We start from the raw sequence: 23,695 nt of genomic DNA, 5'->3' as shown, positions 1-23,695 counted from the left end.
GTCACCGACTGTCGCTCCTAGCGTCCTCTCTGGCACCCGGCGTCGGGAGTAATCGCACGTGCTTCCCCCGACGGCCTCCCCCGTGGCAGTGCGGGCAACTCTCGGCGCTGGGTGCCTTCCAGCAGCGACCACGGAAGGCCTGACAGGTGGCAAGCAAGGACAAGGCGAACAGCAAGCCCCCAGATCGGCTGGTCGCCCTGACCGTCAAGGTCACCATTCCCGAACTCAGCGCCCTGAGCCGGGCGGCCGTCATCGTGTCGTCGCCCTGGGATATCCCACCGGTCCGGGCCGCGGAACGCGGCTTGCGCAAGGTGCGAGATGCCGCCAAGCAGCACCCCGAGCTGCCCACAGAACCCAAGGGGCATAAGTGAATCACGACGAATTGGCGTTCCTGGCGGAAGTGTCCAGCGTCAACCAAGCCATCGCCGTCTACATCGGGCGGGTACTCGACATCGACGGCGGACGGACGGAGTACAGCGCAGCGCTCCCCGAAGTCGAGCAGCAGCTCGCCGCTCGCCTGTTCGCGATCGCGATCGCGTTGCAGGCCAACGCTACGGGGCGGATAGATGCGACCGATGTTCCCCTGTTGATCGAGGCCGGAACGGAGCAGGCATGAAACGGCAAGCCCCGTTGGTCTACGGCTACTTGCACAACGTCCGGGAACAGCCGGAATGGTTTGCCGAGGCCAAGGAACGCCTAGAGCTGTGGTGCGTCAGCGAGGGCTGGCATTTGGGCGCGACGTTTTCTGACGTGGGGTCATTGCTCGACGTAGAAGACCGGGTGGGTTTCCGGGGTCTGGTGCAAGCGCTGGGTATGCCGCAGGCGTCAGCGGCAGTGGTGCTCAACAGCGTCCACCTGTCATACCGGGCGGATGTGGTAACGGCGTTGGTTGCCCAAATCCGGCGAACCAAGGCAGCGATCTGGGTACAAGACGGCGGCCTGCCGGACATGGCGCAGAAGCTTTGCCGAGGTCAGCTTGCGCGGCCGACGTGAGCGTCGGCCTGGCGGTGGCCACGCTCGGTGGCACGGTGCTGGTCGGACGGTTGGCTGGCCGTTTCGTCCTGCCCTGGCTCACACGGGCACGGCGGCTGTGACATGTGGGCGCTGGCCTGTGGGCCGATCGTTGGCGCCCTCGCTTGGGCGGTCTGGTGGCTGCCATCCGATGCGCTTTCCCAGCGGCGCAAGTGGAACGCGGCCATCGCGGTAGCCAGGCGCTACGTGGACGGGCGTAATTACATGGGCAAGCACGACGGACAGCACGGCCACTCGATTGCCGTGGCGGAGCTGTTAGAGCGGGTGGCGTTGAGCGGGCGAGCACTGCGGTTGAACTGGACGGAGGACGACACCGATCCGCATGGATTCGCTTCCCTGCAAGGACACGACTGGCCAACGGGCGTACTGCCCCCGATGACAGACGAGCTGATGGACATTTTGGAACAGAAGCTCACCGCGGACTCGGTGGCCGAGCTGCCGGAGCGGGAAGCGCAGGCATTCCCCGCACCGTCACGACCGGTATACATCGACCCCGGCGACGAGCTACTCGGGCGAGTGCTGGACGGGTTGCGACGGTGGCGACCTACGCCGATACCCGGTACGTCGGAAGTGGATCGGTGAGCCAGGCCGGATCGAAGGCGAGGCCGGTTTGACGCTCAACTGCTGCGAGGCTGGCGGAGCGTAGGTGTTCAAGGTCGAACTCGTCGTCGCCGACCCAGCCAGGAAGCATGTCGTTCGCCCCGGCAGGCAGCCCGATGAACGTCGGATCGAAGCGACCGGTGATCTGGCCGCCCGTGGCCTGAAGAATCTGGTGGCCGCTCGGGCTCCAGTACACCGAGAAGAACAAGCCGGTGGGGCTGGACAACTTGCGAGCTACCTCGGGAGCGTTGCCCACCCACCCGTTCGGCTCGATGACCACGATGTAGTCGTCGACAGCCTTGAACTGGACAAGGCCGTAGTCGTCCAGGTGTTCGGTTCGTTCGGCGTTGGCTTGTTCGAACGTCAGCTTGCTGACTTCTTGATCTGCGCCGTAGCCCGCGCGAACCTCATCCTCGGTGCGGCCTTGGATGACGGCCAGCGTCCACGACAGGTCGTAGGCCGTGTCTGCCCAAGCGTAGGAGTTCACACTGCGCATTGTTCCACCGGTTCCTCTGCCACGTCGGCTCCAGTGAACGACTTGGTGGCGACCTTGCCGGGGCTCGCGATGACCACCAAGAACTGATCGCCCTGACCGACAGCGGCCTTGGCATAGCCGCCGGTCACTGCACCGCCCTGGCAGCGCTGTTCGCGCAGGGGGACTTCCTCGGTGCGGGCACTGGAGCCGCCCTCGTCGGTGGTGGCGAAGGCGTACTCGTCACAACTGCCGCCGTACTTCGGGACAAACTTGCCGCAAGCCGCGGCGCGGTTCACGGCCTGCTTGGCCGAGTTGCGAGTCAGGATCGAAGGGATGCCGTCCGCCCAAGCCAGCTGGATGTTGCGGGAGATGAAGGGCATCTTGGTCGCGTCGATGACCACCACCTTGACGTCGCCGCACTGCCGGATGGTCAGGGCGACTTGGGCCGTGCACTGCCGGACCTTCGCTTCGCCGTCGTCGCCAATCAGCAACTGGTAGCCGTGGTCCTCGATGATGACCGGGTCGTTGCCGCCGAACAGGTCGCCCACGGTGTCCGTGACGGTGTCCAGCCCGAAGTAGGCGACCAGTCCGACGACGGCCAGGAGCGGGAGGAGGAGGCCAGTTTTGGTCATGGCCATGCGGTCTCCAGGTGGCTACGGACAGCGTGCGGGTGGGCACTGGTTGTTGTAGCAGCGGCGTACGACAACACTGAGGGTTCAGCGCAAGTACGCCCGGATGGAGCAACTGGCGTGCTCGGTCTTCAATAGCCGAGCATCCAGAGTGGCATCTCATATTGGCCGAGGAAGTTCTTGTATAGACGTTCGACAAGATCCTCTCGACCGATCTCGTTAGCTCGACTGACGGTCGGCCCCGCGCTGCGTCGAGTGGACTGTGGCCTCCGATCAGCGTTTGACGTGTGACAACAACGACGCGTGTGTGAAGCAGTTTCGGCACGCTGTATGGGACACCGCTGACTGGGGCCGCACTGGCCATGGCCCAACGACCGACCAACTGACTCGCCTACGTGTTCCGCGAAGGCGCCGCCCTGATCCTCACCGTCCAGTTCTGGCGTGAGTCGCACCTGCTCGCGCACCCCGAACATGCGGGAAAGGTCTTCGTGGTGACGATCCGGCCGCGGTATTCGCCGGGATCCTCGAGGATCTGGCCACCCTCCTCGACCACGACTCCTAGTTCGCGATCCCGACCGCCTTGCGGATGGTCTCCGGGCGGTCCAAAGCCGCCAGCATCCCGTGGGCCACATCCGCGCGGGAAACCAGGTGGCCGCCCGCGCTCGCCTCGATGGCGGTGCGGTAGTTCCCGGTCAGCGGCTTGTCGGTCAGACGCGGCGGGCGCAGGGACGTCCAGTCGAGGTCGCTGTCCCGCAGGACATCCTCCATACGGGCGAGGTCGACATAGTGCTTGCGTAGCGCGGCTTTCACCAGCGGCGTGAGGACCGCGCGGGTGAAGAAGCCCTCGCCGGGGTCGCGTGGTGGGTTCGGCCTGCCGGGCGAGGGCATGGTCGACACCGGGGCGGCACTGACGACGACGAGCCTGCGGACTCCGGTGGCGCGCATCGCCTGGACGATGGCGAGGGTGCCCGGGGCCGTCACGCCCGCGTCCTTGAGCTTGCGGGGGCCGAGTCCGGACAGCACCGCGTCGGCGCCCGCGACGGCCGTCTGCAAGGTGTCGGCGTCGGGATTCAGCAGGTCGGCTTTGATCGCGCGGACGTCGGCGGTCACCTTGCCGGGATCGCGGACGACGGCGGTGACGTAGTGGCGTTCGGCCAAGGCCTGGTCGACGAGGTGGCGGCCGATGCCGCCGGTCGCGGCGAAGATCGTGAGCTTCATGGTGTGCTCCCTCAGCATGCCGAGTACTTTGTCTTACGTCGGTCATATACTACGAGGAGCGTATCATATGAGTTCCGTATCTTCTTCCGACGCGGACGACCGCAGGCGCAAGCGACGGCTCACCAACGACATCAAGGAGTCGCTGCGGGAGCTGAGCGTGCAGCTGTCACTGCTGAACCACCAGGTGAGCGGCAAGCTGGACCTGCGCGACGCCGACCTCGAGTGTCTCGACCTGATCACCCGCCACGGCCCCCTGACCCCCAGCGCCCTGGCGAAGCGGGCGGGAATGCACCCCGCCACCATGACCGGCGTCCTCGACCGCCTCGAACGCGGCGGCTGGATCTCCCGGGACCGCGACCCCAGCGACCGCCGGGCGGTCCTCATCCAGGCGCGGAAAGACCGCGCCGCCGACGTGTTCGCGCTCTACTCGGGCATGAACTCAAGCATGGACGACATCGTCTCCGGCTACAGCGAAGCCGAACTCCAGATCCTCGCCGACTTCCTGACCCGCACCACCAACGCGGGCCAGGAAGCCACGAAGGAACTGTTCGGCGGCTAGTCCGCCTTGGCCAAGGAGAGCGCGAAGCGACCCTGTTCGTCGGTCCACCACTGGCTCAGGGCGAAGCCCGCGGCCGCGAGTTCCGCCGCCACGCCCGACTGGCGGAACTTGGCGGAGATCTCGGTGCGGAGTTCCTCGCCCTCGGCGAAGTCGACCTCCATGTCCAACGCCGCGATGCGGGCGCGCTGGGCCTTGGTCGAGCGCAGGCGCATCTCGATCCACTCGTTCTTCGCGTCCCACAGCGCCACATGGTCGAACGCGTCGACGTCGAAGTCGGCGTCCAACTCGCGGTTGAGGACGTGCAGGACGTTCTTGTTGAACTCCGCCGTGACACCCGCCGCGTCGTCATACGCGGCGACGACGGTGGCCTCGTCCTTGACCAGGTCGGTGCCCAGCAGCAGCCACTCCCCCGGCTTGAGGGTGTCGCGGATCGACGCCAGGAATGTCCTGCGCTCAGCGGGAAGCAGGTTGCCGATGGTGCCGCCGAGGAACACGACCAGCCGCGCGGGCTCGCCGGGGAGCAGACCCAGGTGTTCGGTGAAGTCGCCGACGACGCCGTTGACGGTCGTGTCCGGGTACTCCTCCCCCAGCGCCGCCGAAGCCTCGCGTAGCGCCGACTCCGAGACATCCAGGACGACGATCTGCGACAGGGTGCCGCCGTCGCGCAGGGCGTCGAGCAGCAGCCGGGTCTTCTCCGAGGAGCCCGAACCCAGTTCCACCAACGTGTGCGCGCCGGTCACCGAAGCGATCTCGGCCGCGCGGGCCGCGAGGATCTCACGTTCCGCGCGAGTCGGGTAGTACTCCGGGAGCCGGGTGATCTGTTCGAACAGCTCGCTGCCCCGGGTGTCGTAGAACCACTTGGGCGGCAGAGATTTGGGCGTTGCGGTCAGTCCCATGCGGACATCGGCGGCGAGCGAACGAGCGGCGTGGTCTTCGGGCAGGTGTACTTCGACAGCGGAGTTCCTGGCGTCGGTCGTGGTCACTACTGCGTTCCCCTCCGGTGATTCGGCGATCGGCCCCAATTCGGTGACGCGCACATCCGGGGCCGGGTCAAGCGTGGCGGTGACCAGCAGGCGGTCACCCAAGGTCGTCCACTGTGGATCGTCGTCCCACGGCTCGGAGGCCAGGACGACGCTGTCTTCGTTCCTCAGCACGGAAAGCGAGTGCCACCAGGTGGTGGCGACCAGCGTCCGGCCGTCGGTGAGCAGGAAGTTGAGCCGCGAGTCCGGCGCCACCGCGCCGATCGCGCGGGCCACCTCGGCCAGCGCGTCGGCCGGGTCGAGGCCCGCCCGCAGCCGATGCCGCACCATGGCCCAGATCAGTGCGCTGTCGGTGGGTGCGTCGAGCGTCATCAGGTCCACTGTGGGCAGTTCGGCGGCGAGCCCGGCGACACTCCCCGGCCATCCGCCGATCCGCCCGTTGTGGCTGAACATCCACGGCCCCTCGGTGAAGGGCGCGCAGGCGTCGTCGCAGATCGGCATGCCGATCGTGGCCGACCGGACGGCGCCGAGCACCACGTCGCTGCGGGTGCTCGCGGCGACGGCGGCGAAGCCGTGGTCGATCCACATCGGGACCGCGCGGCGGTAGCGGACCGTCTGCCCGTCGGTGCGCCAGGCGACGCCGAACCCGTCGACGTTGACCGTGCCGCCCTGCCGCATGTCCTTCGGCGCGAACGTCTGCCTCAGCAACCCTTGCGGCGGGTCGAACAGCAAGGTGGACAAGGACACGGCGGGGCCGAGGTAACCCAGATGTCGGCACACGGCGTCTACCGCGCCTCATCCGGGAGCACGTCGCGGGCGCATCTGAAGCCGGCGAAGATCTGCCTGCGGATCGGGTGGTCCCAGTTGCGGAAAGTCCCGCGCACGGCCGCTTCGTCGGTGCCGAATGACCCTCCGCGCAGCATCTTGTAGTCGCCACCGAAGAACACCTCGGAGTACTCCCGGTATGGGAACGCCGCGAACCCCGGATACGCCTCGAAACCGGAGTCGCACCACTCCCAGACGTCGCCGATGAGCTGGCGGACACCCAGCGCCGACTCGCCTGCCGGGTACGAGCCGACCGGCGCGGGGCGCAGGTGCCGCTGTCCGAGGTTGGCGTGCTCGACGCCGGGATCCTCATCACCCCACGGGTAGCGTCGCGAGCGGCCGGTGGCCGGGTCGAACCGGGCGGCCTTCTCCCACTCCGGCTCGGTCGGCAGCCGCTTGCCCGCCCACTTCGCGTACGCGGCGGCCTCGTGGAAGCTGACGTGCACCACCGGCTCGTCCTGCGGGATCCGTTCCACCACACCGAACCGCGTGCGCACCCAGCCATCGCCATCGCGCTTCCAGAACCGGGGCGCCACCAGGTTGGCCTGCTTGCGGTAGGCCCAGCCCTCGGGGCTCCACCAGCGCTCGTCGTCGTAGCCGCCCGTGTCGATGAACGCCAGGTAGTCGCCGTTGCTGACCGGGACCGTGTCGATGAAGAAGGCGTCGACGTGGCGCCGGTACGCGGGCCGCTCGTTGTCCAGCGCCCACGGCTCGGTGGAAGTGCCCATGGTGAACTCGCCCGCGGGCACCAGCACCTCGCGCCGCGCGGGCCGAGTCGCCGGACCTGGGTCCGGCGCGTGCAGGACCGGCGCGCCGACGCGGAGTTGGTGGGTGGCCAGCATGGTCTCGTCGTGCTGCTGCTCGTGCTGCACGATCATCCCGAACGCGAAACCCTGGTCGACCAGCCGCGAGCCCTCAAGGGGGACGCGCTCAAGCACGTCTAACACCTTCTCGCGCACCTCGCGCACATACCCGCGGGTCTCTGCGGGTGAGAGCAGCGGCAGCGCGGGCCGGTCGGCGCGCGCGTGCTGGAAAGCGTCGTAGAGGTGGTCGATGTCCTCGCGCACCGGCTCGCGTCCGCCGACGTCGCGCACCAGCCAGAGCTCTTCCTGGTTGCCGATGTGCGCGAGGTCCCAGACCAGCGGCGACATCAGCTTCGAGTGCTGACGGACCAGGTCGTCGTCATCGACGGCTTCGGTCAGTGTGGTGCTGCGCTCACGGGAGCGCCGCAGCGCGTCGGCGACCTTCCCGCGCAAATCCTCCGTGCTCGTCACGGCGTCCTCTCCATGGTCCTGTCGGTCAGCCGTTCCAGTTCCCCCGTGACCAGCCGGGCGTATTCGGGCGGAAGGCCCAGGTCCGCCACCGCGCGCAGCCCGATGTCGATCACCGCGCGGGCGGCGGCGGCGAGCGGCGGGTCGGCCAGGCCGCGCCGGGCCGCGACGACCCAGCGGTCGGCCACCGGCGCGCAGGCCGCGGCGACCGCGTCGACGGTGGCCGGGTCGGCGGTCAGCGCGGCCACGAGGGCCGCGGGGGTGATCCAGCCCGCGCCGTCCTGGGCGTCGAGGTAGCGCACCTCGAAGTAGCCCTGCGGGCGAACCGGTGGGAACAGCGTCGAGATGTGGTAGTCGAGATCGGCCGTGGTGGGCGGGTCGGGCAGGGCCCCGGCGATCCAGTCGGCGAAGGTCACCCCAGGGGGCGCGTCCCAGGCCTGACCTGGTCTTCGCACGCAGAGCAGCGGGGTGTCAAGAACATGCTGGACCCACGCGCCCACCGGGTCGTCGGTCCGCGGCAGCGGGCGGCTGCGCGCCGGGTCGGTGCCGAACACGCTGCGGGCCCTGGTCGAGGCCCAGCCGGTGAGCTCGCCCGCGAGGTGCGGCGAGTTCGCGAACAGCGCGAGCATCACGGGCCCCAGTGACGTGATCGCCGCCCACCGGGCGGGGGTGTCGGCGGCTTCACCGACGTCGACGCAGACCTGTAGGCCGGCGGTCGCGCACATCATGGCGATCCCGTCGGGGCCGATGGGCTCGAACGCGCGCTCCATGGCCGCGTAGCGGGGGGTGTCGAGGACTCGGCGCGGAGTCCGGAAAGGATCGGTGCCCCAGGCACCCAGGACCAGGCCCGCTTGATCGAGCCGGTCGGCGAGATAGTGGTGGTCGGCGATGACCGCGTCGAGCAACTGCCCGAAATCGGAGGCCGGGAGGGAGGAGATCTCGACTTGACCGCCAGGCTCCAAGGAGAGCGGCGATCCCGCCGGAAGTGCGAGATGGGGACTGTCGGGTCTTAGTGTCGGCGGTGTGTGGGGCCCCAGAGCGGCCGCCAGATGATCGGAGTCGAGACGCCGCCGGGGATCGTCACGATGGTGGACGGTCCATTCGAGCTCGACTCCCACCAGGTTCGGTGGTCCATGTTTGAAACACACCGAAGCGACGTACGCCTCGGCTTCCACACGGGCCCGTAACCGTCGTCCGTCGGGCCCGGTGGTCTCCGGATCGCATACTGCGGTCAGAGGACTCACCCCTTCGTCCGTGCCGTGAAATCGACGCTACACGGGGGCACCGACAGCCGCATGATCTCAAAGTGCGGGGGCACGAGGGCGACGTGATACCCAATACGTACGTACGGATTGCTTCCTGCGGGTTCGACTGACACGATCGTCGGGTGCCCCGCGTGAGCCAAGACCACCTCGACGCGCGCCGCCGTCAGATCCTCGACGGGGCGCGGTCCTGCTTCGCGCGCCACGGGTACGAGGGTGCGACCGTGCGCCGCCTCGAAGAGGCTACCGGGTTGTCGCGTGGCGCGATCTTCCACCACTTCCGCGACAAGGAGTCGCTTTTCCTCGCCCTGGCCGAGGACGACGTGCTGCGGATGACCGAGGTCGTCGCCCAGCAGGGCCTCGTCCAGGTCATGCGTGAGCTGCTTTCCACCCCCGCGGGCGGCGACGGCGACAGCCCGGCCGACTGGCTGGGCACCCGGCTGGAGGTCTCGCGCAGGCTGCGGACCGACCCGGAGTTCCGGGCCCGCTGGGCGGAGCGCTCCGAGCAGCTCACCATCGCCACCCGCGAGCGCCTGCTGCGCCAGCGCCAGGCAGGCAACCTGCGTGACGACGTCGACGTGACCGTGCTGACCGCGTTCCTCGAACTGGTCCTCGAAGGTCTGGTCTCACACTTGGCGATGGGCCTGCCCGCCGACGACCTCGATCCGGTCCTCGACCTCGTCGAGGAGACCGTCCGCCGACACCGCCGGACCACCTGACGCCGGTCGAGCGAAAACCCGTCTGGATTCCCTAGAATGGGCTACCAGCAGATTCTATTTCTCAAGGAGTGACCGTTTCCCGTGCGTGAAGCACAATCACCGGGCCGCAGTAGCGGGCCGGGAGAGAGTCCCGGCGACCATACCGGCCCGGTATCCGGGTGTGATGCCCGGTGACCGGTCCCCTGATCAGCGTCCTCGGCCTGCTGGCCGTTTTCGCGCTCACTCTCGGAACGGCGCTCTTCGTCGCCGCCGAGTTCTCCCTCACGACCCTGGAACGCAGCCAGGTCGACCACCACGCCGAGCAAGTCGGCGACCGGCGGGCGCTGGCCATCCAGAAGGCCCACCGGACCCTGTCGTTCCAGCTCTCCGGCGCGCAGCTGGGCATCACGATCACCACGCTGATCACCGGCTACATCGCCGAGCCCGCCCTCGCGCAGCTGATCGAGCCGCTGCTAGCGCTGATCGGCCTGCCCAAGAGCGCGGCCGACGCGGTGGCGATCACGATCGCGCTGGTCGTGGCGACCTCGCTGTCGATGGTGTTCGGCGAGCTGGTCCCGAAGAACCTCGCCATCGCCCGCCCGCTGGCGACCGCGCGCGCCGTCGCCGGTCCGCAGGCCGTGTTCTCCGCGGCGCTGCGGTGGCTGATCACCGCCCTCAACGGCGCGGCGAACTGGGTGGTACGCCGCCTCGGCGTCGAGCCCCAGGAAGAACTGCGGTCGGCCCGCTCCCCCGACGAGCTGGGCGGCCTGGTCCGCTCCAGTGAGGCCAAGGGGATGCTCGACACCGGCACCGCCGCGCTGTTGAGCCGGTCGCTGCGCTTCGGCGACCGCACGGCCGACGAGCTGATGACCCCGCGTGTGCAGGTGCAGGCGCTGCGCGCGGACGCGACGGTGCTCGACTTGATCGCGCTCGCGCGCGCGACCGGGTTCTCACGGTTCCCGGTGCACGGCGGCGATCTCGACGAGATCCGCGGCGTGGTGCACGTCAAGCAGGTCTTCGGCGTCCCTCACGCGATGCGTGCGACGACGAAGGCGGCGTCCCTGGCGCGTCCGGTGCCCACGGTCCCGGAGACGCTCGACGGCGACGTCCTGCTCGACCGACTGCGCGGCTCCGGGCTGCAGGTCGCGGTGGTCGTCGACGAGTACGGCGGCACGGCGGGCCTGGTCACCCTGGAGGACCTGATCGAGGAGATCGTCGGCGACGTGCGCGACGAGCACGACCGCGGCGAGGTCAACCCGGTCCGCCCGCTGGGCAAGGACAGCTGGATGGTGTCCGGGCTGCTGCGCGACGACGAACTGGCCGAGGCGACCGGGTTCCGGATGCCCGCGGGCGACTACGAAACGGTGGCGGGGTTCGTCCTCAACCGCCTTGGAAGGATTCCCTCGGTGAACGACGAGCTGCGCTATGACGGCTGGCTCATCACGGTGATGCGGATGGACCGCCACCGCATCGCCGAGCTGCGGGTCGCCAAGGTCCACGAGGTGACCGCATGACCGACGTCCTCGCCCTGTTCACGACCATTCTCCTGTTGCTGGGCAACGGTTTCTTCGTCGGCGCCGAGTTCGCGATCATCACCGCCCGACGCGACCGGCTCGAGGCGCTGGCCCGTGAGGGCAAGCACCGCGCGGCCGTGGCGATCGAGGCGGGCCAGCAGCTGCCGCTGCTCATCGCGGGCGCGCAGCTGGGGATCACGGTGTGCTCGCTGGGGTTGGGCGCGCTGTCCGAGCCGGTGATCGCGAGCCTGCTGGAGCGCCCGTTCCACTCGCTCGACATTCCGCCCGCGGTCCTGCACGGTGTCGCTTTCGCGATCGCCCTGGGCATCGTGGTCACGCTGCACACGGTGATCGGCGAGATGGTGCCGAAGAACCTCGCCATCGCGGGCCCGGAGGGCGTGGCGATGGCGCTGGTCCCGGTGCACTACGCGTTCTGCAAGCTGGTGCGGCCGGTGCTGGCGCTGTTCACGGTGGCGTCGACGTTCGTGCTCAAGCGGTTCAAGGTCGAGCCACGCGACGAGATGGAGAACGCCTACACCCCCGACGAGCTGGCGAACCTGATCTCGGAGTCCCGGCGCGAGGGTCTGCTCGACGACTCCGAGCACCGGCGGCTCACCCAGACGCTGTCCTCGGCGGAGCGGACCGTCGCCGACGTGATGGTGCCGCTGGCACAGCTCAAGACCGTGCCCTCGCCGCCGACCCTCGGCGACATCGAGCGCGCGGTCGCCGAGACCGGCTACTCGCGGTTCCCGGTGCGGATGTCCGACGGGTCGATCACCGGCTACGTGCACGTCAAGGACGTGCTCGACCAGGTCGACGCCGACCCGGCGACCCGGCTGCCCGCGTCGCGGGTGCGCGGGCTGCCGCAGCTGCCCGCCGACTCGCGGGTCGACGAGGCGCTCAGCGCGCTGCGCCGGGCGCACAGCCACCTGGCGACCGCGGTCGCCCCGGACCGCACCGTGCTCGGCGTGGTCGCGCTGGAGGACCTGGTCGAGGAGTACGTGGGCACCGTGCGGGACGGGACGCACATCGCCAACGGTGGCTGAGATGACCGTCCTCGAGGAGATCGACTGGCACGCCCGGCGCGACGCGCACGCCGAGCGGATGCGCGCGTGGACCGAGCCACACCAGGCGCGGCGGGCGCGCGGCGAGAAGCACCCGGTGCTGGACTTCCTGTTCACGTACTACTCGCACCGGCCCGCGCACCTGGAGCGGTGGCACCCGGGTGCGGGCGTGGTATTGGCGGGCGAATCGGCGCGGGCCTACCTGCGCTGGCCCACCTACACCGCCACCGACGCGGGCGTCACCGTCGACCTCGCGGCGCTGCCGCAATCGCGGCGGCGCAGCGCCCGGTTCATCCGGGACCTGGTGGCCGCCACCGCGTCCCGGCCGCCGCGGCTGGGCTGCTTCGGGCTGCACGAGTGGGCGATGGTCTACCGGCTGCCGGAGACGGAGATCCGACACGTCGACTGGCCGCTGCGGCTCGGCGCGGCGGGCACCGACGAGGTCGTCGAAACTCAGACGATCAAGTGCAGCCACTTCGACGCCTTCCGGTTCTTCACCGAGCCCGCGCGCCCCCGCAATACCCTGGAACCCAGCCGGGACCGGCAGATCGCGATGGAGCAGCCGGGCTGTCTGCACGCGACGATGGACTTGTTCAAATGGGCGTACAAGCTCGATCCGTACACGCCGTCGGACCTGCTGGCCGACTGCTTCGAACTGGCGTCCGACGTGCGCGAACTGGACATGCGGGCAAGCCCGTACGACCTGTCCCCGCTGGGCTACGAGCCGGTGCGGATCGAGACCGAGCGTGGCCGCGCCGAGTACGCGCGCAGGCAGGCGGAGTTCGTCCGCCGCGCGGAACCGTTGCGCCACAGGCTGATCGCGCTGTGCGACCTTCTACTGGAGAGTTCTACTCACAGTTAGACCCTTGACGCACGCACTTCACCTAATAGAGTGCCTCTGCCGGGCGCCGACTACGGACAGCATCTCTGTTCGCGAGCGCACGAAAGGGTAGGCATGCCTCGACAACGTGTGGTCGGCCGTCGCAGCGCGCTGCGGCGGTCGGTTCTCGTCCTGGGCTTGGTCCTGCTCATGATCGCCCTGTGGCTGGGCGCCACCTGGCTGCGCTATGTCGCCGACGAGCGGGCCGCCGAGCGGGGCCGCGAGTGTCCACATGGGCCGACGACGCTCAAGGTCACCGTCGCGCCGAGTGTCGAAGAGCCGCTGCGCGAGATCGCCGGGCGGTGGAACGCCGCCGGGGTGGTGGTCGACGATTTCTGCGTCAAGGTCACGATCGCGGCGACCGAGTCCGGTCCGATCCTCACCGGGCTCACCGGCGAGTGGAACGTCCGTGAACTCGGCGACCGGCCGCACGCCTGGCTGCCGGAGTCCTCGTTCTGGACCGACCGGCTCAGCGCCGTCGACGACGCCCTGCTCGGCTCGGCGCCGGACACGGTCGCGAGCAGCCCGGTGGTGCTGGCGACGCCGGAACCAGCGTCGAAGGCACTCACCGACACGGTGACGTTCACCTGGGCCGACGTCGCCGCCCTGATCCCCGACCCGAGCGGCTGGTCGCGGTTCGGCCAGTCCGGCTGGGGCAGGCTGATCGTCGCGCTGCCGCAGCCCGCGGCGAACCCCGCCACCGGGCTGGCGGTGCAGGCGGTGCTGTCCGGGGTCGGCAAGCAGAGCCCGCTGACCCACGACGTCCTCGAACGCCCGGAGGTCGCCGACGCGATCGGCAAGCTGACCGCGGGCCAGCCGACCGGTGTCCCGGAGACGACCCGCGAAGCCCTGATCAGCCTGGGCGCGGCGGAGTCGATGACGACCGCGCCGTTCAGCGCGGTGCCGGTGTTGGAGGTCGACCTGCACCGGCGCAACCTCGCCATCGACGGCGGTCCCCCGGCCAGGCGTCCGCTGTTCGAGGTCATGCCCGACGGCCCGATCCCGACCGCCGACTTCCCCTTCGTCCGCCTCGCGGGCATCGACGCCGCCCTGGCGAACGCCGCCGACCGGTTTCGCCAGTTTTTGCTCGAACCGGACCAACAGCGGTCGCTGGGCCGCGCGGGCCTGCGGACGGCGTCGCGGGAGCGCCCGCCCAGCACCCTCGGCATCACCTGGCCGGACCTTCCGCCCGCCACCGCCCCGGCGAACCCGCGCACCACCCAGCAACTCGCCGCCACGTGGGCCGCGGCCGCGGAGGGCGGGCGCATCGTGACCATGCTGGTGGACGTGTCGAAGTCGATGGGCGACGACAACGGCGACGGCCGCACGCGGATGCAGTGGGTGCAGGAGGCGCTGCACGGGTACGCGAACTACACGGTGTCCGGTTCGTTGGGACTTTGGCGGTTCTCCCAGGCGCTGGACCGCGGCAGGCCCTACCAACAGTTGGTGGCGACCGGCCCGATCGGCGACACCCGGGCTCCCCTGCACCAGGCGGTCGACACCCTGGCGCCCACCGGGGCGACTCACCTGCACGAGAGCGTCGCCGCGGCTTATCGGTCGGCGGTCAGCGGCTATGTGGTGGGCAAGCGCAACGAGATCGTCGTGATCACCGATGGCGGCAGCGAGGGCTCGATGACGTTGACTGAGCTGACCGCGGCGATCAAGGCGCTCGGCAGCACCAAGAAGCCGGTCGCGGTCAGCGTGATCACGTTGGGAACCAACCAGAACCGGGCCGCGTTGCGCGACATCGCCAAGCTCACCGGCGGGACTGTTTCGACGCTGTCCAGCGCACGCGGCCTTCAGGCGGCGTTGGGCCAGCTCGCGGCCCGGCGAGACTGACCACCACCCGAACAGGCACCCAGCAACGAACCCCGCCCGGCCAGGTAGGACATCATAGGATCCGATCATGCCCAAGCTGATCATCCTCGCCGGTCTGCTGCTCGCCCTCACCGCGTGCGGCACGGAGTCGGCCCCGACCCCGCCACCGCGGACCACGCAGGCGGGCAGCGGGCCGGTCGACGTCAAGGTCGCGGTGGAGATGCGGCCGGTGCTCGCGGTCGACCCGCCCGCCCAGACCCCCGCGCCTGCCGCCCCTGACGTGCTGACCGGCGAGGACGGCTCGACCTACCGCCTCGGCCCGTCCATCGGCGACTTCAAGCGGTTCGAGAACGTCGCGACGGAGCAGACCGACTCCGGTTGGGTGCTCACCATCGAGCTGCCCGAGGACACCGCCGCGATCTTCGCGAAGTGGACCGGCGAGCACGTGGGCGAACAACTCGCCATCGTGGTGGACGGTGAGGTGGTCTCCGCGCCGAAGATCATGTCCGCGATCACCGGTGGCACGCTCCAGATCGCCGGTCGGTTCACCCAGAAGGAGATTCGAGAGCTGGGGCGCGCCATCACCGGGAAGTGATCACGCCCAGAACTTCTCCGGGTCGGGACCGGTGCGCACGCCGTTGTCCAGCGCGTCGAGTGCCTTGTGGTCCTCGGTGGTGAGCTCGAAGTCGAACACGTCGAAGTTGGCGCGGATCCGTTGCGGGGTGACCGACTTCGGGATGACGACATTGCCCAGGTCCAGGTGCCAACGCAGGACGACCTGGGCGGCGGAGCGGCCCAGCCGGTCGGCGATCGCGACCACGGTCGGGTCCTTGAGCACCACACCTTGGCCCAGTGGGCTCCACGCCTCGGTGGCGATGCCGTGCTTGGCGTGGAACGCGCGAAGTTCGGCCTGAGGCAGGTTCGGGTGCAGCTCGATCTGGTTGAGCGCGGGCACCGTGCCGGTCTCGGCGAAGAGACGCTCCAGGTGCGGGACATGGAAGTTGGACACGCCGATCGACCGGACGCGGCCGTCTTCCTTGATCTTCTCCAGGGCCCGCCAGGTGTCGACGTACTTGTCGGCGCCGGGCGCGGGCCAGTGGATCAGGAACAGGTCGATGTAGTCGAGCCCCAGGTTCGCCAGGCTCTCGTCGAACGCCCGCAGCGCCTCGTCGTAGCCCTGTCGGTCGTTCCAGACCTTGGTCGTGACGTACAGCTCCTCGCGCGGCAGCCCGGACTCGGCCAGCGCCCGGCCGGTGCCCACCTCGTTGCGGTAGTAGGCGGCGGTGTCGAAGCTGCGGTACCCGGCCTCGACGGCTTCGGCCACGACCGCGCGGACCTCGTCGTCGGGCACCTGGAACACACCGAACCCGAGTTGCGGGATGGTGGTGCCGTCGTTCAGCGAGATGTCGGGGTTGGTCGGCATGCGGCGGTTTCCTCCTGTGTGGATGTTCTCCACCAGGTGCCAACTCCCGGAGGGCCCACATATTCCCGCCGCTAGGATCGCGCCAATGACCGTGGTCGAGATCTACACCGATGGCGCCTGCATCCCCAATCCCGGCCCGGGCGGCTGGGGCGCGGTCCTGCGCTACGGCGGCCACGAACGCGAACTGCGCGGCGGCGACGTCGGTGAGACGACCAACAACCGGATGGAGCTGATGGCACCCATCCAGGCGTTGGAGACGCTGACCCGGGCGGCCAAGGTGAACCTGTTCACCGACAGCACCTACGTCCGCAACGGCATCACCAAGTGGGTCACCACCTGGAAGTCCAACGGCTGGATGACGAGCGCCAAGAAGCCCGTGGCCAACGAGGACCTCTGGCGCCGCCTCGACCTCGCCGCCGCCCGCCACGACATCGAGTGGCACTGGGTCAAGGGCCACAACGGCCACCCCGACAACGAACGCGCCGACCGCCTGGCGCTGGCGGGCCTGCACGACGCCTTGCTGGTGGCGGGCCTGGAACTACCCGTCGGACGCAAGCGAGTCTGAGAACCCGCCGGGGTCCCGCAGCCGCGCGTTGAGCCGTGCGGCCTGGCGGGTGAGGTGGTCGCGTTCGGGCAGGCTGGACGCCGACCGCGCGGCCTGAGCATAGAGCCTCGCCGCGGTCGCCAGGTCACCGTCGCGCTCTTGCAGGTACGCCGCGACGGCGGTGTGGCGCGGCAGGTCGGGGTCGAGTTCCGCCAAGGCGGCCAGGCCCGCCCGCGGGCCGTCGGCCTCGCCGACCGCGACGGCCCGGTTGAGGCGGGCCACCGGGCTGCCGGTGAGGCGCACCAGTTCGTCGTACCACTCGACGATCTGCACCCAATCGGTCTCCTGCGCCGTCCGGGCGTCGGCGTGGAGCGCGGCGATGGCGGCCTGCGTCTGGAACTCGCCCAGGCGGTCGCGGGCCAGGGCAGCCTGGAGGATGTCGACGCCCTCAACGATCAGGCGGGTGTCCCACCGGCCGCGGTCCTGCTCCGCCAAGGGCACGAGCCTGCCCTCGGCGTCGGTCCGCGCCGGGCGGCGGGCGTGGTGCAGCAGCATGAGCGCGAGCAGGCCCGCGACCTCCTCGTGGTTGATCCTGGCGGCCAGCTGGCGGGTGAGCCGGATCGCCTCCGCGGCGAGGTCGACGTCGCCGGAGTAACCCTCGTTGAACACCAGGTAGAGCACCCGCAGCACGGTGGCGACGTCGCCGGGCTGGTTGAACCGCACCGCCGAGACGGTCCGCTTGGCCCGGCTGATCCGCTGGGCCATGGTCGCCTCCGGCACCAGGTAGGCCTGCGCGATCTGCCGCGTGGTCAGGCCACCGACCGCGCGCAGCGTGAGCGCGACGGCCGACGCCGGGGTCAGCGACGGGTGCGCGCACAGGAAGTACAGCTGCAGCGTGTCGTCCACCGCCTCGCCCGGGCCGGACACCGGTTCCTCCTCGACGCGCGCCTCGCGGTCGCGCCGGGAGGTGTCGGCGCGGACGGCGTCGAGGAACTTGCGCCAGGCCACGGTGACCAGCCAGCCCTTGGGGTCCGCAGGCGCGTCCCGCGGCCACACCCGGAGGGCCTCGATCAGGGCGTCCTGCACGGCGTCCTCGGCCGCCGCGAAGTCAGCTCCGCGGCGGACGAGGACGCCGATCACGCTGGGGGTGAGCGCCCGCAGCAGGGCCTCGTCCACAGTCGTCACTCCGTGGTGGTCGGGCACACGCCGTAGAACGGGCGCACCTCCAACCACTCGTGGATCGGCTTGCCACCGGCGCCCGGGGCCGCGGACAACTCGCCCGCCAGCTCCAGCGCGCGCTCATAGGTCTCGACGTCGATCACCATCCAGCCCGCGATCAGGTCCTTGGTCTCCGCGAACGGACCGTCGGTGATCGGCGGGCGGCCCTCGCCGTCGGAGCGGACGAATGTGCCCTGCGGGGAAAGCGCCTGGCTGTCGACGAACTCGCCGGTGCCCTCGAGCTTGGCGGCGAAGTCGTTCATGTACCGCATGTGCGCCGAGACCTCCTCCGGCGTCCACTGGTCCATCGGCACGTCGTTGACCGATGCGGGCGCGCCCCGGTAGTGCTTCAGCAGCAGGTACTTGGCCATCTTGATCTCCTTGTGAAGTGCGGCCCTTGTGGCCTGTTCACCCCGGGGACGGAGCCGCGCACGGGTTCTCGACATCCCACCGCGGGTAATTTCGGAAATTTCTCAACCGAGCTGTTCGCCCAGCGAGACGATGATGCCCGCGGGACCGCGCAGGTAGCAGAGCCGATAGCTGTCCTCGTACTGCGTCACCTCGCCCACCAATTCGGCGCCGTGGGCACGCAGGCGGGCGACGGTGTCGTCGATGTCGTCGACGGCGAACATGATGCGACGCAGGCCCAGTGTGTTCGCCGGTGCGTTCGGCTCACCGCCGAGCACCTCGGGCGAGCGGAACCGGGTCAGCTCAAGGCGGCCGTGGCCGTCCGGGGTCCGCATCATCACAACGTCGACCCGGACACCGTCGAGCCCGACGCACTTGTCCACCCACTCGCCCTCGGCGGGCCCCTTGCCCTCCACCTCCATGCCGAGTTCGACGAAGAACGCGGTGGCGGCGTCGAGGTCGTCGACGACAACGCCGACGTTGTCCATCCGCTTGATCATGGTGGGCTCCTCCGCTTGTCGCGTCGCCCGCCGTGACGCTGGTGTCCCCTGGCATGACCAGCCAATGGAAACGGGCCCCGCCGAAGGTTATCGGCGGGGCCCGTCCCGAGGCGATCAGCTCTGGTAGGCGTCCAGCGGCGGGCAGGAGCAGACCAGGTTGCGGTCGCCCTTGGCGCCATCGATGCGGCGCACCGGGGGCCAGATCTTGGTGGCGCTGACGCCTGCCGGGTAGACCGCTTCCTCCCGCGTGTACGGGTGGTCCCACTTGCCCGCGATCGACGCGGCTGTGTGCGGGGCGTTGCGCAGCGGGTTGTCCTCCAGCGGCCAGTCCCCCGCCGCGACCCGGTCGACCTCGCCCTTGATGGCGATCATGGCGTCGCAGAAGCGGTCGATCTCGGCGAGGTCCTCGGACTCCGTCGGCTCCACCATCAACGTGCCCGCGACCGGGAAAGACATGGTCGGGGCATGCAGGCCGTAGTCGGCGAGCCGCTTGGCCACGTCGTCGACCGTGACGCCGGTGGCCTTGGTCATCGGGCGCAGGTCGAGGATGCACTCGTGGGCGACGAAGCCGCCCTCGCCGGTGTAGAGCACCGGGAAGTGCTCGTCGAGCCTGCGGGCGACGTAGTTGGCCGCGGCGACCGCGGTCAGGGTGGCCCGGCGCAGGCCGTCGGCGCCCATCATGCGGACGTAGGCCCACGAGATCGGCAGAATCGACGCGCTGCCCCACGGGGCGGCGCTGATCGGGCCGACGCCGGTGGCCGGGCCCGCGAGCGGCTGCAGCGGGTGGTTCGGCAGGAACTGCGCGAGGTGCGAACGCACGCCGATCGGGCCGACGCCGGGGCCGCCGCCGCCGTGCGGGATGCAGAACGTCTTGTGCAGGTTCAGGTGCGAGACGTCCGAGCCGAACTTGCCGTACCGGGCGAGGCCGATGAGCGCGTTGAGGTTCGCACCGTCCACATAGACCTGGCCGCCCGCGTCGTGCACCAGGGCGCACACCTCGCGCACGGTGTCCTCGTAGACCCCGTGGGTGGACGGGTAGGTGATCATGACCGCGGCGAGGTCGTCGGCGTGCTCGGCGACGCTGGCCCGCAGGTGGTCCATGTCGATGTTGCCCGAGTCGTCGCACTTGACGACGGCGACGCGCATGCCCGCCATGACCGCGCTGGCCGCGTTGGTGCCGTGCGCGCTCGACGGGATCAGGCAGACGTCGCGCTCACCGTGGCCCTGGGAGCGGTGGTACGCGCGGATCGCCAGCAGGCCCGCGAACTCTCCCTGGCTACCCGCGTTGGGCTGCAGGCTGACCGCGTCATAGCCGGTGAGCTGCGCGAGCCAGGTCTCCAGGTCCTTGATCACCTGGAGGATGCCCGCGGCGTCCTCGGCCGGGGCGAACGGGTGCAGGTCGGCGAAGGCGGGCCAGGTGATCGGCTCCATCTCCGCGGTCGCGTTGAGCTTCATCGTGCACGAGCCCAGCGGGATCATGCTGCGGTCGAGCGCGACGTCCTTGTCCGACAGCGACCGCAGGTAGCGCAGCAGCGCGGTCTCGGAGCGGTGGGTGCTGAACACCGGGTGCGTCAGGTACTCCGAGGTCCGCACCAGCTCGGCCGGGATGGCGTCGTCGGTGTCGAGGTCGAGCGCGTCGGCGTCGGCGGTCACGCCGAACGCCTGCCACACCAGTGCGAGCGTGTCGCGCGAGGTGGTCTCGTCGCACGCGACGCCGACGTGGTCGGCGTCGACGAGGCGCAGGTTGACGCCCAGGTCGCGAGCCGCGGCGACGATGTCCGCGGCGTTGCCGGGAACACGGACCCGCACGGTGTCGAAGAACGAGTCGGTCACGACGTCCACGCCACCGGCGCGCAGGCCCGCGGCCAGCACCGCGGCCATGCGGTGCGCGCGGGTCGCGATGGCCTTGAGGCCGTCCGGGCCGTGGTAGACGGCGTACATCGAGGCGACGACGGCGAGCAGCACCTGCGCGGTGCAGATGTTCGACGTGGCCTTCTCGCGGCGGATGTGCTGCTCGCGGGTCTGCAGCGCGAGCCGATAGGCCAGGTTGCCGTCGGCGTCGGTGGACACGCCCACCAGCCTGCCCGGCAGCTGGCGCTCCAGTCCGGCGTGGACGGCCATGTACCCGGCGTGCGGGCCGCCGAAGCCCATCGGCACACCGAAGCGCTGTGTGGTGCCGACGACGACGTCCGCGCCGATCTCACCGGGCGCGCGGAGCACGGTCAGTGAGAGCAGGTCGGCGGCGACCGCGACCTTCGCGCCGCGCTCGTGGGCCTCGGCGATCAGGGCTTCGTGGTCGCGGACCGCGCCGCTGGCACCCGGGTAGGACAGCAGCACACCGAAGAAGTCACCCTCGGGCAGCCCGTCGGCCAGGTCGGACACCACGACCTCGATGCCGAGGGGCTCCGCGCGGGTCTCGATGACGGCGATGGTCTGCGGGAACGTGTCGGCGTCGACGACGAACCGGGCCGACTTCGACTTGCCCGCGCGGCGCACCAGGGTCATCGCCTCGGCGGCCGCGGTGGACTCGTCGAGCATCGACGCGTTCGCCGTCGGCAGGCCGGACAGGTCGGCGACCATGGTCTGGAAGTTGAGGAGGGCTTCGAGCCTGCCCTGGGAGATCTCCGGCTGGTACGGCGTGTAGGCGGTGTACCAGGCCGGGCTTTCCAGCACGTTGCGGCGGATCACCGGCGGTGTCACGGTGCCGTAGTAGCCCAGGCCGATCATCTGGGTGAGGGTGCGGTTGCGGGAGGCCAGTTCACGCAGCTCGGCCAGCGAGCCGACCTCGGTCGCCGGCGGCGGAAGCTCAAGGCCCATGTCGCGCTCGCGGATCGACTCCGGCACCGCGCGCTGGGCGAGTTCCTCAAGCGATCCGACCCCGATGACGTCGAGGATCTTCGCCAGCTCAGCGGGGCGGGGACCGACGTGCCGGTCGGCGAACAGGGTGCCGTGCTCGAGCGCGGCGAGGGGGATCCGAGTCATGGTGCAGCTCCTCCGGCGATACAAGGGGTCGGGCCTGAGCGGGTGGTTGCCCGCTTGGCCCTCCCCCTCTGTCCGTGCCCGTGAACCCGAGCGCCTGAGAGCTTCGTCCGAACTGCCGGACTTGCACCTTCGGCGGGGCTTCCCAGGGGTGCCTGGGATGCCCGCTTTCCAGAGGCGTCTCGCCCACGCGGTCCTTGTGCCTGAGAGGTTCCGGGGAGGATTTGCTCCTTCGGCGTCGACACGGCCGGTTGACCGCTCGAGCTCTCCCGCGTGGGATCAGCGACGACACCGTGAAGTCTAGACGGTGGGTATCCAAACTCGTTTGCCCAGAGTGCTCAATGCGGGGTCCACTGTCCGAATGGACACCTCGTCGGCACTCTCCGCGTTCGATCGACAACTCAGGCGTGAACTTCCGCCCGGTGACTCAGCCACCAGGATCGAGCGGACGGCCCGGCTCGTCCGACACGTCAGCGACCAGCCGCACAGCTGGACCGGTGTGGTGTGGAGCGACCTGGACTCCTCGACGGCGGGCGCCGAGATCGCCGCCGAGTCCCGGAACTTCCGCGGCGGCTACGAGTGGAAGTACTACACCCACGACCTCCCCGCCGACCTGCCCGACCACCTACGCGCGGCGGGCCTGCGCCAGGGGGATCTGGAGGCGGTGATGGTGGCCGAGGCCGCCGAGGTCCCGGACTTCGCCCCGCCCGCCGGGGTCGAACTGGTCGACGTGACCGACGAGGAAGGCATCATCGCGGCCACCGACGTGCACGACGAGGTGTTCGGCCAGTGCCACCGCGGCCTGCGTGAGCGGCTGCTGGCCGTGCTCGCCGAAGCCCCGGAGACCTTGGACGTGGTACTCGCGGTCGCCGGTGACACCCCGGTGAGCGCCGCGCGAACCGACTACTACCCGGGCACCGAGTTCGCGGGGCTCTGGGGTGGCGGCACCCTGGAGGCGTGGCGCGGCAAGGGCATCTACAAAGCGCTGGTCAGCCACCGCGCCCGCCGAGCCCAGGCTCGGGGAGTGCGTTATCTGCAGGTGGACGCGCTACCGACGAGCGAGCCGATCCTGACCCGCATCGGCTTCACCCGCCTAACCTCGACCAGGCCATTCATGGCCGGGTGAACGGCTACTGCCAGCCGCCCGGCTGCTGCGGCGGATAGCCCGGCTGCTGCGGGGCAAATCCAGGCTGCTGGGGGTAACCGGGCTGCTGCGGGTAGCCGTAGCCCGGTGCCTGCTGGGCGAACGCGGGCGGCGGCTTGTATCCGCGCATGCCGTGGCCGACGGGCGGAAGCATGACGATGACCGTGGCCGCCAGCCACACCAACAGCACGATCACCAGGAAGGCCATGCGGCTCGCACCGCCGAGGCTGATCACCCTGATCACCGCGAACACGTAGTACAGCGAGACCATTACGCCAAGCCCGGCGAGCGTCCACCGCGCGAAACCGAGCCGGAAGAACATCGCGATCGCGAGCGCCAACACGGCCGCGCCGATCCCGGCGGTGATCCACAGGAGGGCCTGCCGGGAGTCGGCGGACGCGTCTCCGTTGCCGAACGCGATGCCGATCGACGAAATCGCGATCTCCGGGTAGTCGAACCCGCCTTTGAGCGCAGCCTGGCCGGTCAGGATCCCGATGACGATGCTCAACGCCGAACACAGCACGAACAGGCTGGCGGACACGTAGGCCATCACTCGGCTGGGCGGACCTGCCGGACCACCACCCCAGCCCTGCATCGGCGGACCAGCCGGAAAAGGCTGCTGGAACTGCGGGTTGGGGTAGCCCATTGTCTGTC

25 protein-coding genes, 1 pseudogene and 1 riboswitch are annotated in these 23,695 nt (G+C 69.8%); of the genes and pseudogenes, 13 read left to right on the top strand and 13 right to left on the bottom strand.

Annotation, left to right across the window (positions count from 1 at the left end; genetic code table 11):
• Positions 1 to 146 precede the first annotated feature (146 nt).
• The 4 genes from GPZ80_RS27940 (at position 147) to GPZ80_RS27925 (ending at position 1,614) form a co-directional block, all read left to right on the top strand.
• Complete coding sequence (locus GPZ80_RS27940; RefSeq protein WP_187224082.1) at positions 147 to 371, top strand: hypothetical protein; 225 nt, start codon at positions 147 to 149, stop codon at positions 369 to 371.
• Complete coding sequence (locus GPZ80_RS27935; protein WP_187224081.1) at positions 368 to 616, top strand: hypothetical protein; 249 nt, start codon at positions 368 to 370, stop codon at positions 614 to 616. The genes GPZ80_RS27940 and GPZ80_RS27935 overlap by 4 nt, the downstream gene beginning before the upstream one ends.
• A complete protein-coding gene (locus GPZ80_RS27930) occupies positions 613 to 993 on the top strand; it encodes a hypothetical protein (protein ID WP_187224080.1) in 381 nt (126 codons plus the stop codon). Before GPZ80_RS27935 ends, GPZ80_RS27930 begins: the two co-directional genes overlap by 4 nt.
• Before the next feature lie 102 nt (positions 994 to 1,095).
• Positions 1,096 to 1,614 carry a hypothetical protein gene (locus GPZ80_RS27925; protein WP_187224079.1) on the top strand — a complete coding sequence of 173 codons (519 nt, stop codon included), beginning with the start codon at positions 1,096 to 1,098 and terminating at the stop codon, positions 1,612 to 1,614.
• On the opposite strand, the gene GPZ80_RS27920 is transcribed toward GPZ80_RS27925, so the two are convergent.
• The 3 genes from GPZ80_RS27920 to GPZ80_RS27910 form a co-directional block, all read right to left on the bottom strand.
• Positions 1,577 to 2,119 carry a DUF6461 domain-containing protein gene (locus GPZ80_RS27920; RefSeq protein ID WP_187224078.1) on the bottom strand — a complete coding sequence of 181 codons (543 nt, stop codon included), beginning with the start codon at positions 2,117 to 2,119 and terminating at the stop codon, positions 1,577 to 1,579. The two genes, GPZ80_RS27925 and GPZ80_RS27920, sit on opposite strands and share 38 nt — an antisense overlap.
• Positions 2,116 to 2,739 carry a NucA/NucB deoxyribonuclease domain-containing protein gene (locus GPZ80_RS27915; protein WP_187224077.1) on the bottom strand — a complete coding sequence of 208 codons (624 nt, stop codon included), beginning with the start codon at positions 2,737 to 2,739 and terminating at the stop codon, positions 2,116 to 2,118. The genes GPZ80_RS27920 and GPZ80_RS27915 overlap by 4 nt, the downstream gene beginning before the upstream one ends.
• Before the next feature lie 555 nt (positions 2,740 to 3,294).
• Positions 3,295 to 3,954 carry an NAD(P)-dependent oxidoreductase gene (locus GPZ80_RS27910; protein ID WP_187224076.1) on the bottom strand — a complete coding sequence of 220 codons (660 nt, stop codon included), beginning with the start codon at positions 3,952 to 3,954 and terminating at the stop codon, positions 3,295 to 3,297.
• Between the two features lie 67 nt (positions 3,955 to 4,021).
• Here GPZ80_RS27910 and GPZ80_RS27905 point away from each other — a divergent pair, with 67 nt between their 5' ends.
• On the top strand, positions 4,022 to 4,513 hold the full coding sequence (locus GPZ80_RS27905) for a MarR family transcriptional regulator (RefSeq protein WP_187224075.1): 492 nt from the start codon (positions 4,022 to 4,024) through the stop codon (positions 4,511 to 4,513).
• Here the strand turns inward: GPZ80_RS27905 and egtD are convergent.
• The 4 genes and pseudogenes from egtD to egtA form a co-directional block, all read right to left on the bottom strand.
• Positions 4,510 to 5,454 (bottom strand): L-histidine N(alpha)-methyltransferase, encoded by a 945-nt coding sequence (gene egtD / locus GPZ80_RS32225; protein WP_246477565.1) that lies wholly within the window; start codon positions 5,452 to 5,454, stop codon positions 4,510 to 4,512. The genes GPZ80_RS27905 and egtD overlap by 4 nt on opposite strands.
• A gap of 99 nt (positions 5,455 to 5,553) precedes the next feature.
• A pseudogene (gene egtC, locus GPZ80_RS32220) lies at positions 5,554 to 6,273 on the bottom strand (ergothioneine biosynthesis protein EgtC); the annotation flags it as partial.
• A gap of 5 nt (positions 6,274 to 6,278) precedes the next feature.
• On the bottom strand, positions 6,279 to 7,592 hold the full coding sequence (gene egtB, locus GPZ80_RS27895; RefSeq protein ID WP_187224073.1) for an ergothioneine biosynthesis protein EgtB: 1,314 nt from the start codon (positions 7,590 to 7,592) through the stop codon (positions 6,279 to 6,281).
• Entirely contained in the window at positions 7,589 to 8,737 is a 1,149-nt protein-coding gene (gene egtA / locus GPZ80_RS27890; protein ID WP_312880621.1) for an ergothioneine biosynthesis glutamate--cysteine ligase EgtA, read from the bottom strand. The genes egtB and egtA overlap by 4 nt, the downstream gene beginning before the upstream one ends.
• A gap of 239 nt (positions 8,738 to 8,976) precedes the next feature.
• Between egtA and GPZ80_RS27885 the strand changes: the two genes are divergently transcribed.
• The 6 genes from GPZ80_RS27885 (at position 8,977) to GPZ80_RS27860 (ending at position 15,420) form a co-directional block, all read left to right on the top strand.
• Positions 8,977 to 9,570, top strand: a complete 594-nt coding sequence (locus GPZ80_RS27885; protein WP_187224071.1) for a TetR/AcrR family transcriptional regulator — start codon at positions 8,977 to 8,979, stop codon at positions 9,568 to 9,570.
• 170 nt (positions 9,571 to 9,740) lie between these two features.
• On the top strand, positions 9,741 to 11,063 hold the full coding sequence (locus GPZ80_RS27880) for a hemolysin family protein (protein WP_187224070.1): 1,323 nt from the start codon (positions 9,741 to 9,743) through the stop codon (positions 11,061 to 11,063).
• Positions 11,060 to 12,109 carry a hemolysin family protein gene (locus GPZ80_RS27875; RefSeq protein ID WP_187224069.1) on the top strand — a complete coding sequence of 350 codons (1,050 nt, stop codon included), beginning with the start codon at positions 11,060 to 11,062 and terminating at the stop codon, positions 12,107 to 12,109. Before GPZ80_RS27880 ends, GPZ80_RS27875 begins: the two co-directional genes overlap by 4 nt.
• Before the next feature lies 1 nt (position 12,110).
• Positions 12,111 to 12,989 (top strand): 3-methyladenine DNA glycosylase, encoded by an 879-nt coding sequence (locus tag GPZ80_RS27870; protein WP_187224068.1) that lies wholly within the window; start codon positions 12,111 to 12,113, stop codon positions 12,987 to 12,989.
• A 93-nt stretch (positions 12,990 to 13,082) separates the two neighbouring features.
• Entirely contained in the window at positions 13,083 to 14,846 is a 1,764-nt protein-coding gene (locus tag GPZ80_RS27865; RefSeq protein WP_187224067.1) for a substrate-binding domain-containing protein, read from the top strand.
• Between the two features lie 67 nt (positions 14,847 to 14,913).
• Entirely contained in the window at positions 14,914 to 15,420 is a 507-nt protein-coding gene (locus GPZ80_RS27860; RefSeq protein ID WP_187224066.1) for a SecDF P1 head subdomain-containing protein, read from the top strand.
• On the opposite strand, the gene GPZ80_RS27855 is transcribed toward GPZ80_RS27860, so the two are convergent.
• Positions 15,421 to 16,248, bottom strand: a complete 828-nt coding sequence (locus tag GPZ80_RS27855) for an aldo/keto reductase (RefSeq protein WP_187224065.1) — start codon at positions 16,246 to 16,248, stop codon at positions 15,421 to 15,423.
• A gap of 85 nt (positions 16,249 to 16,333) precedes the next feature.
• Here GPZ80_RS27855 and rnhA point away from each other — a divergent pair, with 85 nt between their 5' ends.
• The gene (gene rnhA, locus GPZ80_RS27850) at positions 16,334 to 16,813 is read left to right on the top strand and encodes a ribonuclease HI (RefSeq protein ID WP_187224064.1); all 480 of its coding nucleotides are present in this window, start codon (positions 16,334 to 16,336) and stop codon (positions 16,811 to 16,813) included.
• Here the strand turns inward: rnhA and GPZ80_RS27845 are convergent.
• The 4 genes from GPZ80_RS27845 to gcvP all read right to left on the bottom strand — a co-directional run bounded on the left by GPZ80_RS27845 (position 16,787) and on the right by gcvP (position 21,900).
• Positions 16,787 to 17,968: an RNA polymerase sigma factor gene (locus GPZ80_RS27845; RefSeq protein ID WP_187224103.1), complete on the bottom strand. Its 1,182-nt coding sequence runs from the start codon at positions 17,966 to 17,968 to the stop codon at positions 16,787 to 16,789. The genes rnhA and GPZ80_RS27845 overlap by 27 nt on opposite strands.
• Positions 17,969 to 17,973: 5 nt before the next feature.
• The gene (locus GPZ80_RS27840) at positions 17,974 to 18,381 is read right to left on the bottom strand and encodes a YciI family protein (RefSeq protein WP_187224063.1); all 408 of its coding nucleotides are present in this window, start codon (positions 18,379 to 18,381) and stop codon (positions 17,974 to 17,976) included.
• A 102-nt stretch (positions 18,382 to 18,483) separates the two neighbouring features.
• Positions 18,484 to 18,918 carry a VOC family protein gene (locus GPZ80_RS27835; protein WP_246477556.1) on the bottom strand — a complete coding sequence of 145 codons (435 nt, stop codon included), beginning with the start codon at positions 18,916 to 18,918 and terminating at the stop codon, positions 18,484 to 18,486.
• Positions 18,919 to 19,032: 114 nt separating this feature from the next.
• Complete coding sequence (gcvP, locus tag GPZ80_RS27830) at positions 19,033 to 21,900, bottom strand: aminomethyl-transferring glycine dehydrogenase (protein WP_187224062.1); 2,868 nt, start codon at positions 21,898 to 21,900, stop codon at positions 19,033 to 19,035.
• Positions 21,901 to 22,078: 178 nt separating this feature from the next.
• A riboswitch (glycine riboswitch) is annotated at positions 22,079 to 22,179 on the bottom strand.
• A gap of 79 nt (positions 22,180 to 22,258) precedes the next feature.
• Between gcvP and GPZ80_RS27825 the strand changes: the two genes are divergently transcribed.
• Positions 22,259 to 23,023: a GNAT family N-acetyltransferase gene (locus GPZ80_RS27825; protein ID WP_187224061.1), complete on the top strand. Its 765-nt coding sequence runs from the start codon at positions 22,259 to 22,261 to the stop codon at positions 23,021 to 23,023.
• Positions 23,024 to 23,027: 4 nt separating this feature from the next.
• On the opposite strand, the gene GPZ80_RS33040 is transcribed toward GPZ80_RS27825, so the two are convergent.
• Positions 23,028 to 23,687: a hypothetical protein gene (locus GPZ80_RS33040; RefSeq protein WP_246477555.1), complete on the bottom strand. Its 660-nt coding sequence runs from the start codon at positions 23,685 to 23,687 to the stop codon at positions 23,028 to 23,030.
• Positions 23,688 to 23,695 lie beyond the last annotated feature (8 nt).

The organism is Actinokineospora xionganensis, from assembly GCF_014323725.1.
Taxonomy (GTDB): Bacteria; Actinomycetota; Actinomycetes; order Mycobacteriales; family Pseudonocardiaceae; genus Actinokineospora; species Actinokineospora xionganensis.
Note: the sequence above shows the minus strand (reverse complement) of the source record. Positions and strands in the feature narration are given on the sequence as shown.

Excerpts from the sequence above, each read along its gene's own strand:
- GPZ80_RS27930 (WP_187224080.1), top strand. The coding sequence starts at position 613 with ATGAAACGGCAAGCCCCGTTGGTCTACGGCTACTTGCACAACGTCCGG.
- GPZ80_RS27905 (WP_187224075.1), top strand. The coding sequence starts at position 4,022 with ATGAGTTCCGTATCTTCTTCCGACGCGGACGACCGCAGGCGCAAGCGA.
- GPZ80_RS27925 (WP_187224079.1), top strand. The coding sequence starts at position 1,096 with ATGTGGGCGCTGGCCTGTGGGCCGATCGTTGGCGCCCTCGCTTGGGCG.
- GPZ80_RS27865 (WP_187224067.1), top strand. The coding sequence starts at position 13,083 with ATGCCTCGACAACGTGTGGTCGGCCGTCGCAGCGCGCTGCGGCGGTCG.
- GPZ80_RS27915 (WP_187224077.1), bottom strand. The coding sequence starts at position 2,739 with ATGACCAAAACTGGCCTCCTCCTCCCGCTCCTGGCCGTCGTCGGACTG.
- GPZ80_RS27910 (WP_187224076.1), bottom strand. The coding sequence starts at position 3,954 with ATGAAGCTCACGATCTTCGCCGCGACCGGCGGCATCGGCCGCCACCTC.
- GPZ80_RS27870 (WP_187224068.1), top strand. The coding sequence starts at position 12,111 with ATGACCGTCCTCGAGGAGATCGACTGGCACGCCCGGCGCGACGCGCAC.
- gcvP (WP_187224062.1), bottom strand. The coding sequence starts at position 21,900 with ATGACTCGGATCCCCCTCGCCGCGCTCGAGCACGGCACCCTGTTCGCC.
- GPZ80_RS27840 (WP_187224063.1), bottom strand. The coding sequence starts at position 18,381 with ATGGCCAAGTACCTGCTGCTGAAGCACTACCGGGGCGCGCCCGCATCG.
- GPZ80_RS27825 (WP_187224061.1), top strand. The coding sequence starts at position 22,259 with ATGGACACCTCGTCGGCACTCTCCGCGTTCGATCGACAACTCAGGCGT.
- rnhA (WP_187224064.1), top strand. The coding sequence starts at position 16,334 with ATGACCGTGGTCGAGATCTACACCGATGGCGCCTGCATCCCCAATCCC.
- GPZ80_RS27835 (WP_246477556.1), bottom strand. The coding sequence starts at position 18,918 with ATGATCAAGCGGATGGACAACGTCGGCGTTGTCGTCGACGACCTCGAC.
- GPZ80_RS27875 (WP_187224069.1), top strand. The coding sequence starts at position 11,060 with ATGACCGACGTCCTCGCCCTGTTCACGACCATTCTCCTGTTGCTGGGC.
- GPZ80_RS33040 (WP_246477555.1), bottom strand. The coding sequence starts at position 23,687 with ATGGGCTACCCCAACCCGCAGTTCCAGCAGCCTTTTCCGGCTGGTCCG.
- GPZ80_RS27855 (WP_187224065.1), bottom strand. The coding sequence starts at position 16,248 with ATGCCGACCAACCCCGACATCTCGCTGAACGACGGCACCACCATCCCG.
- GPZ80_RS27860 (WP_187224066.1), top strand. The coding sequence starts at position 14,914 with ATGCCCAAGCTGATCATCCTCGCCGGTCTGCTGCTCGCCCTCACCGCG.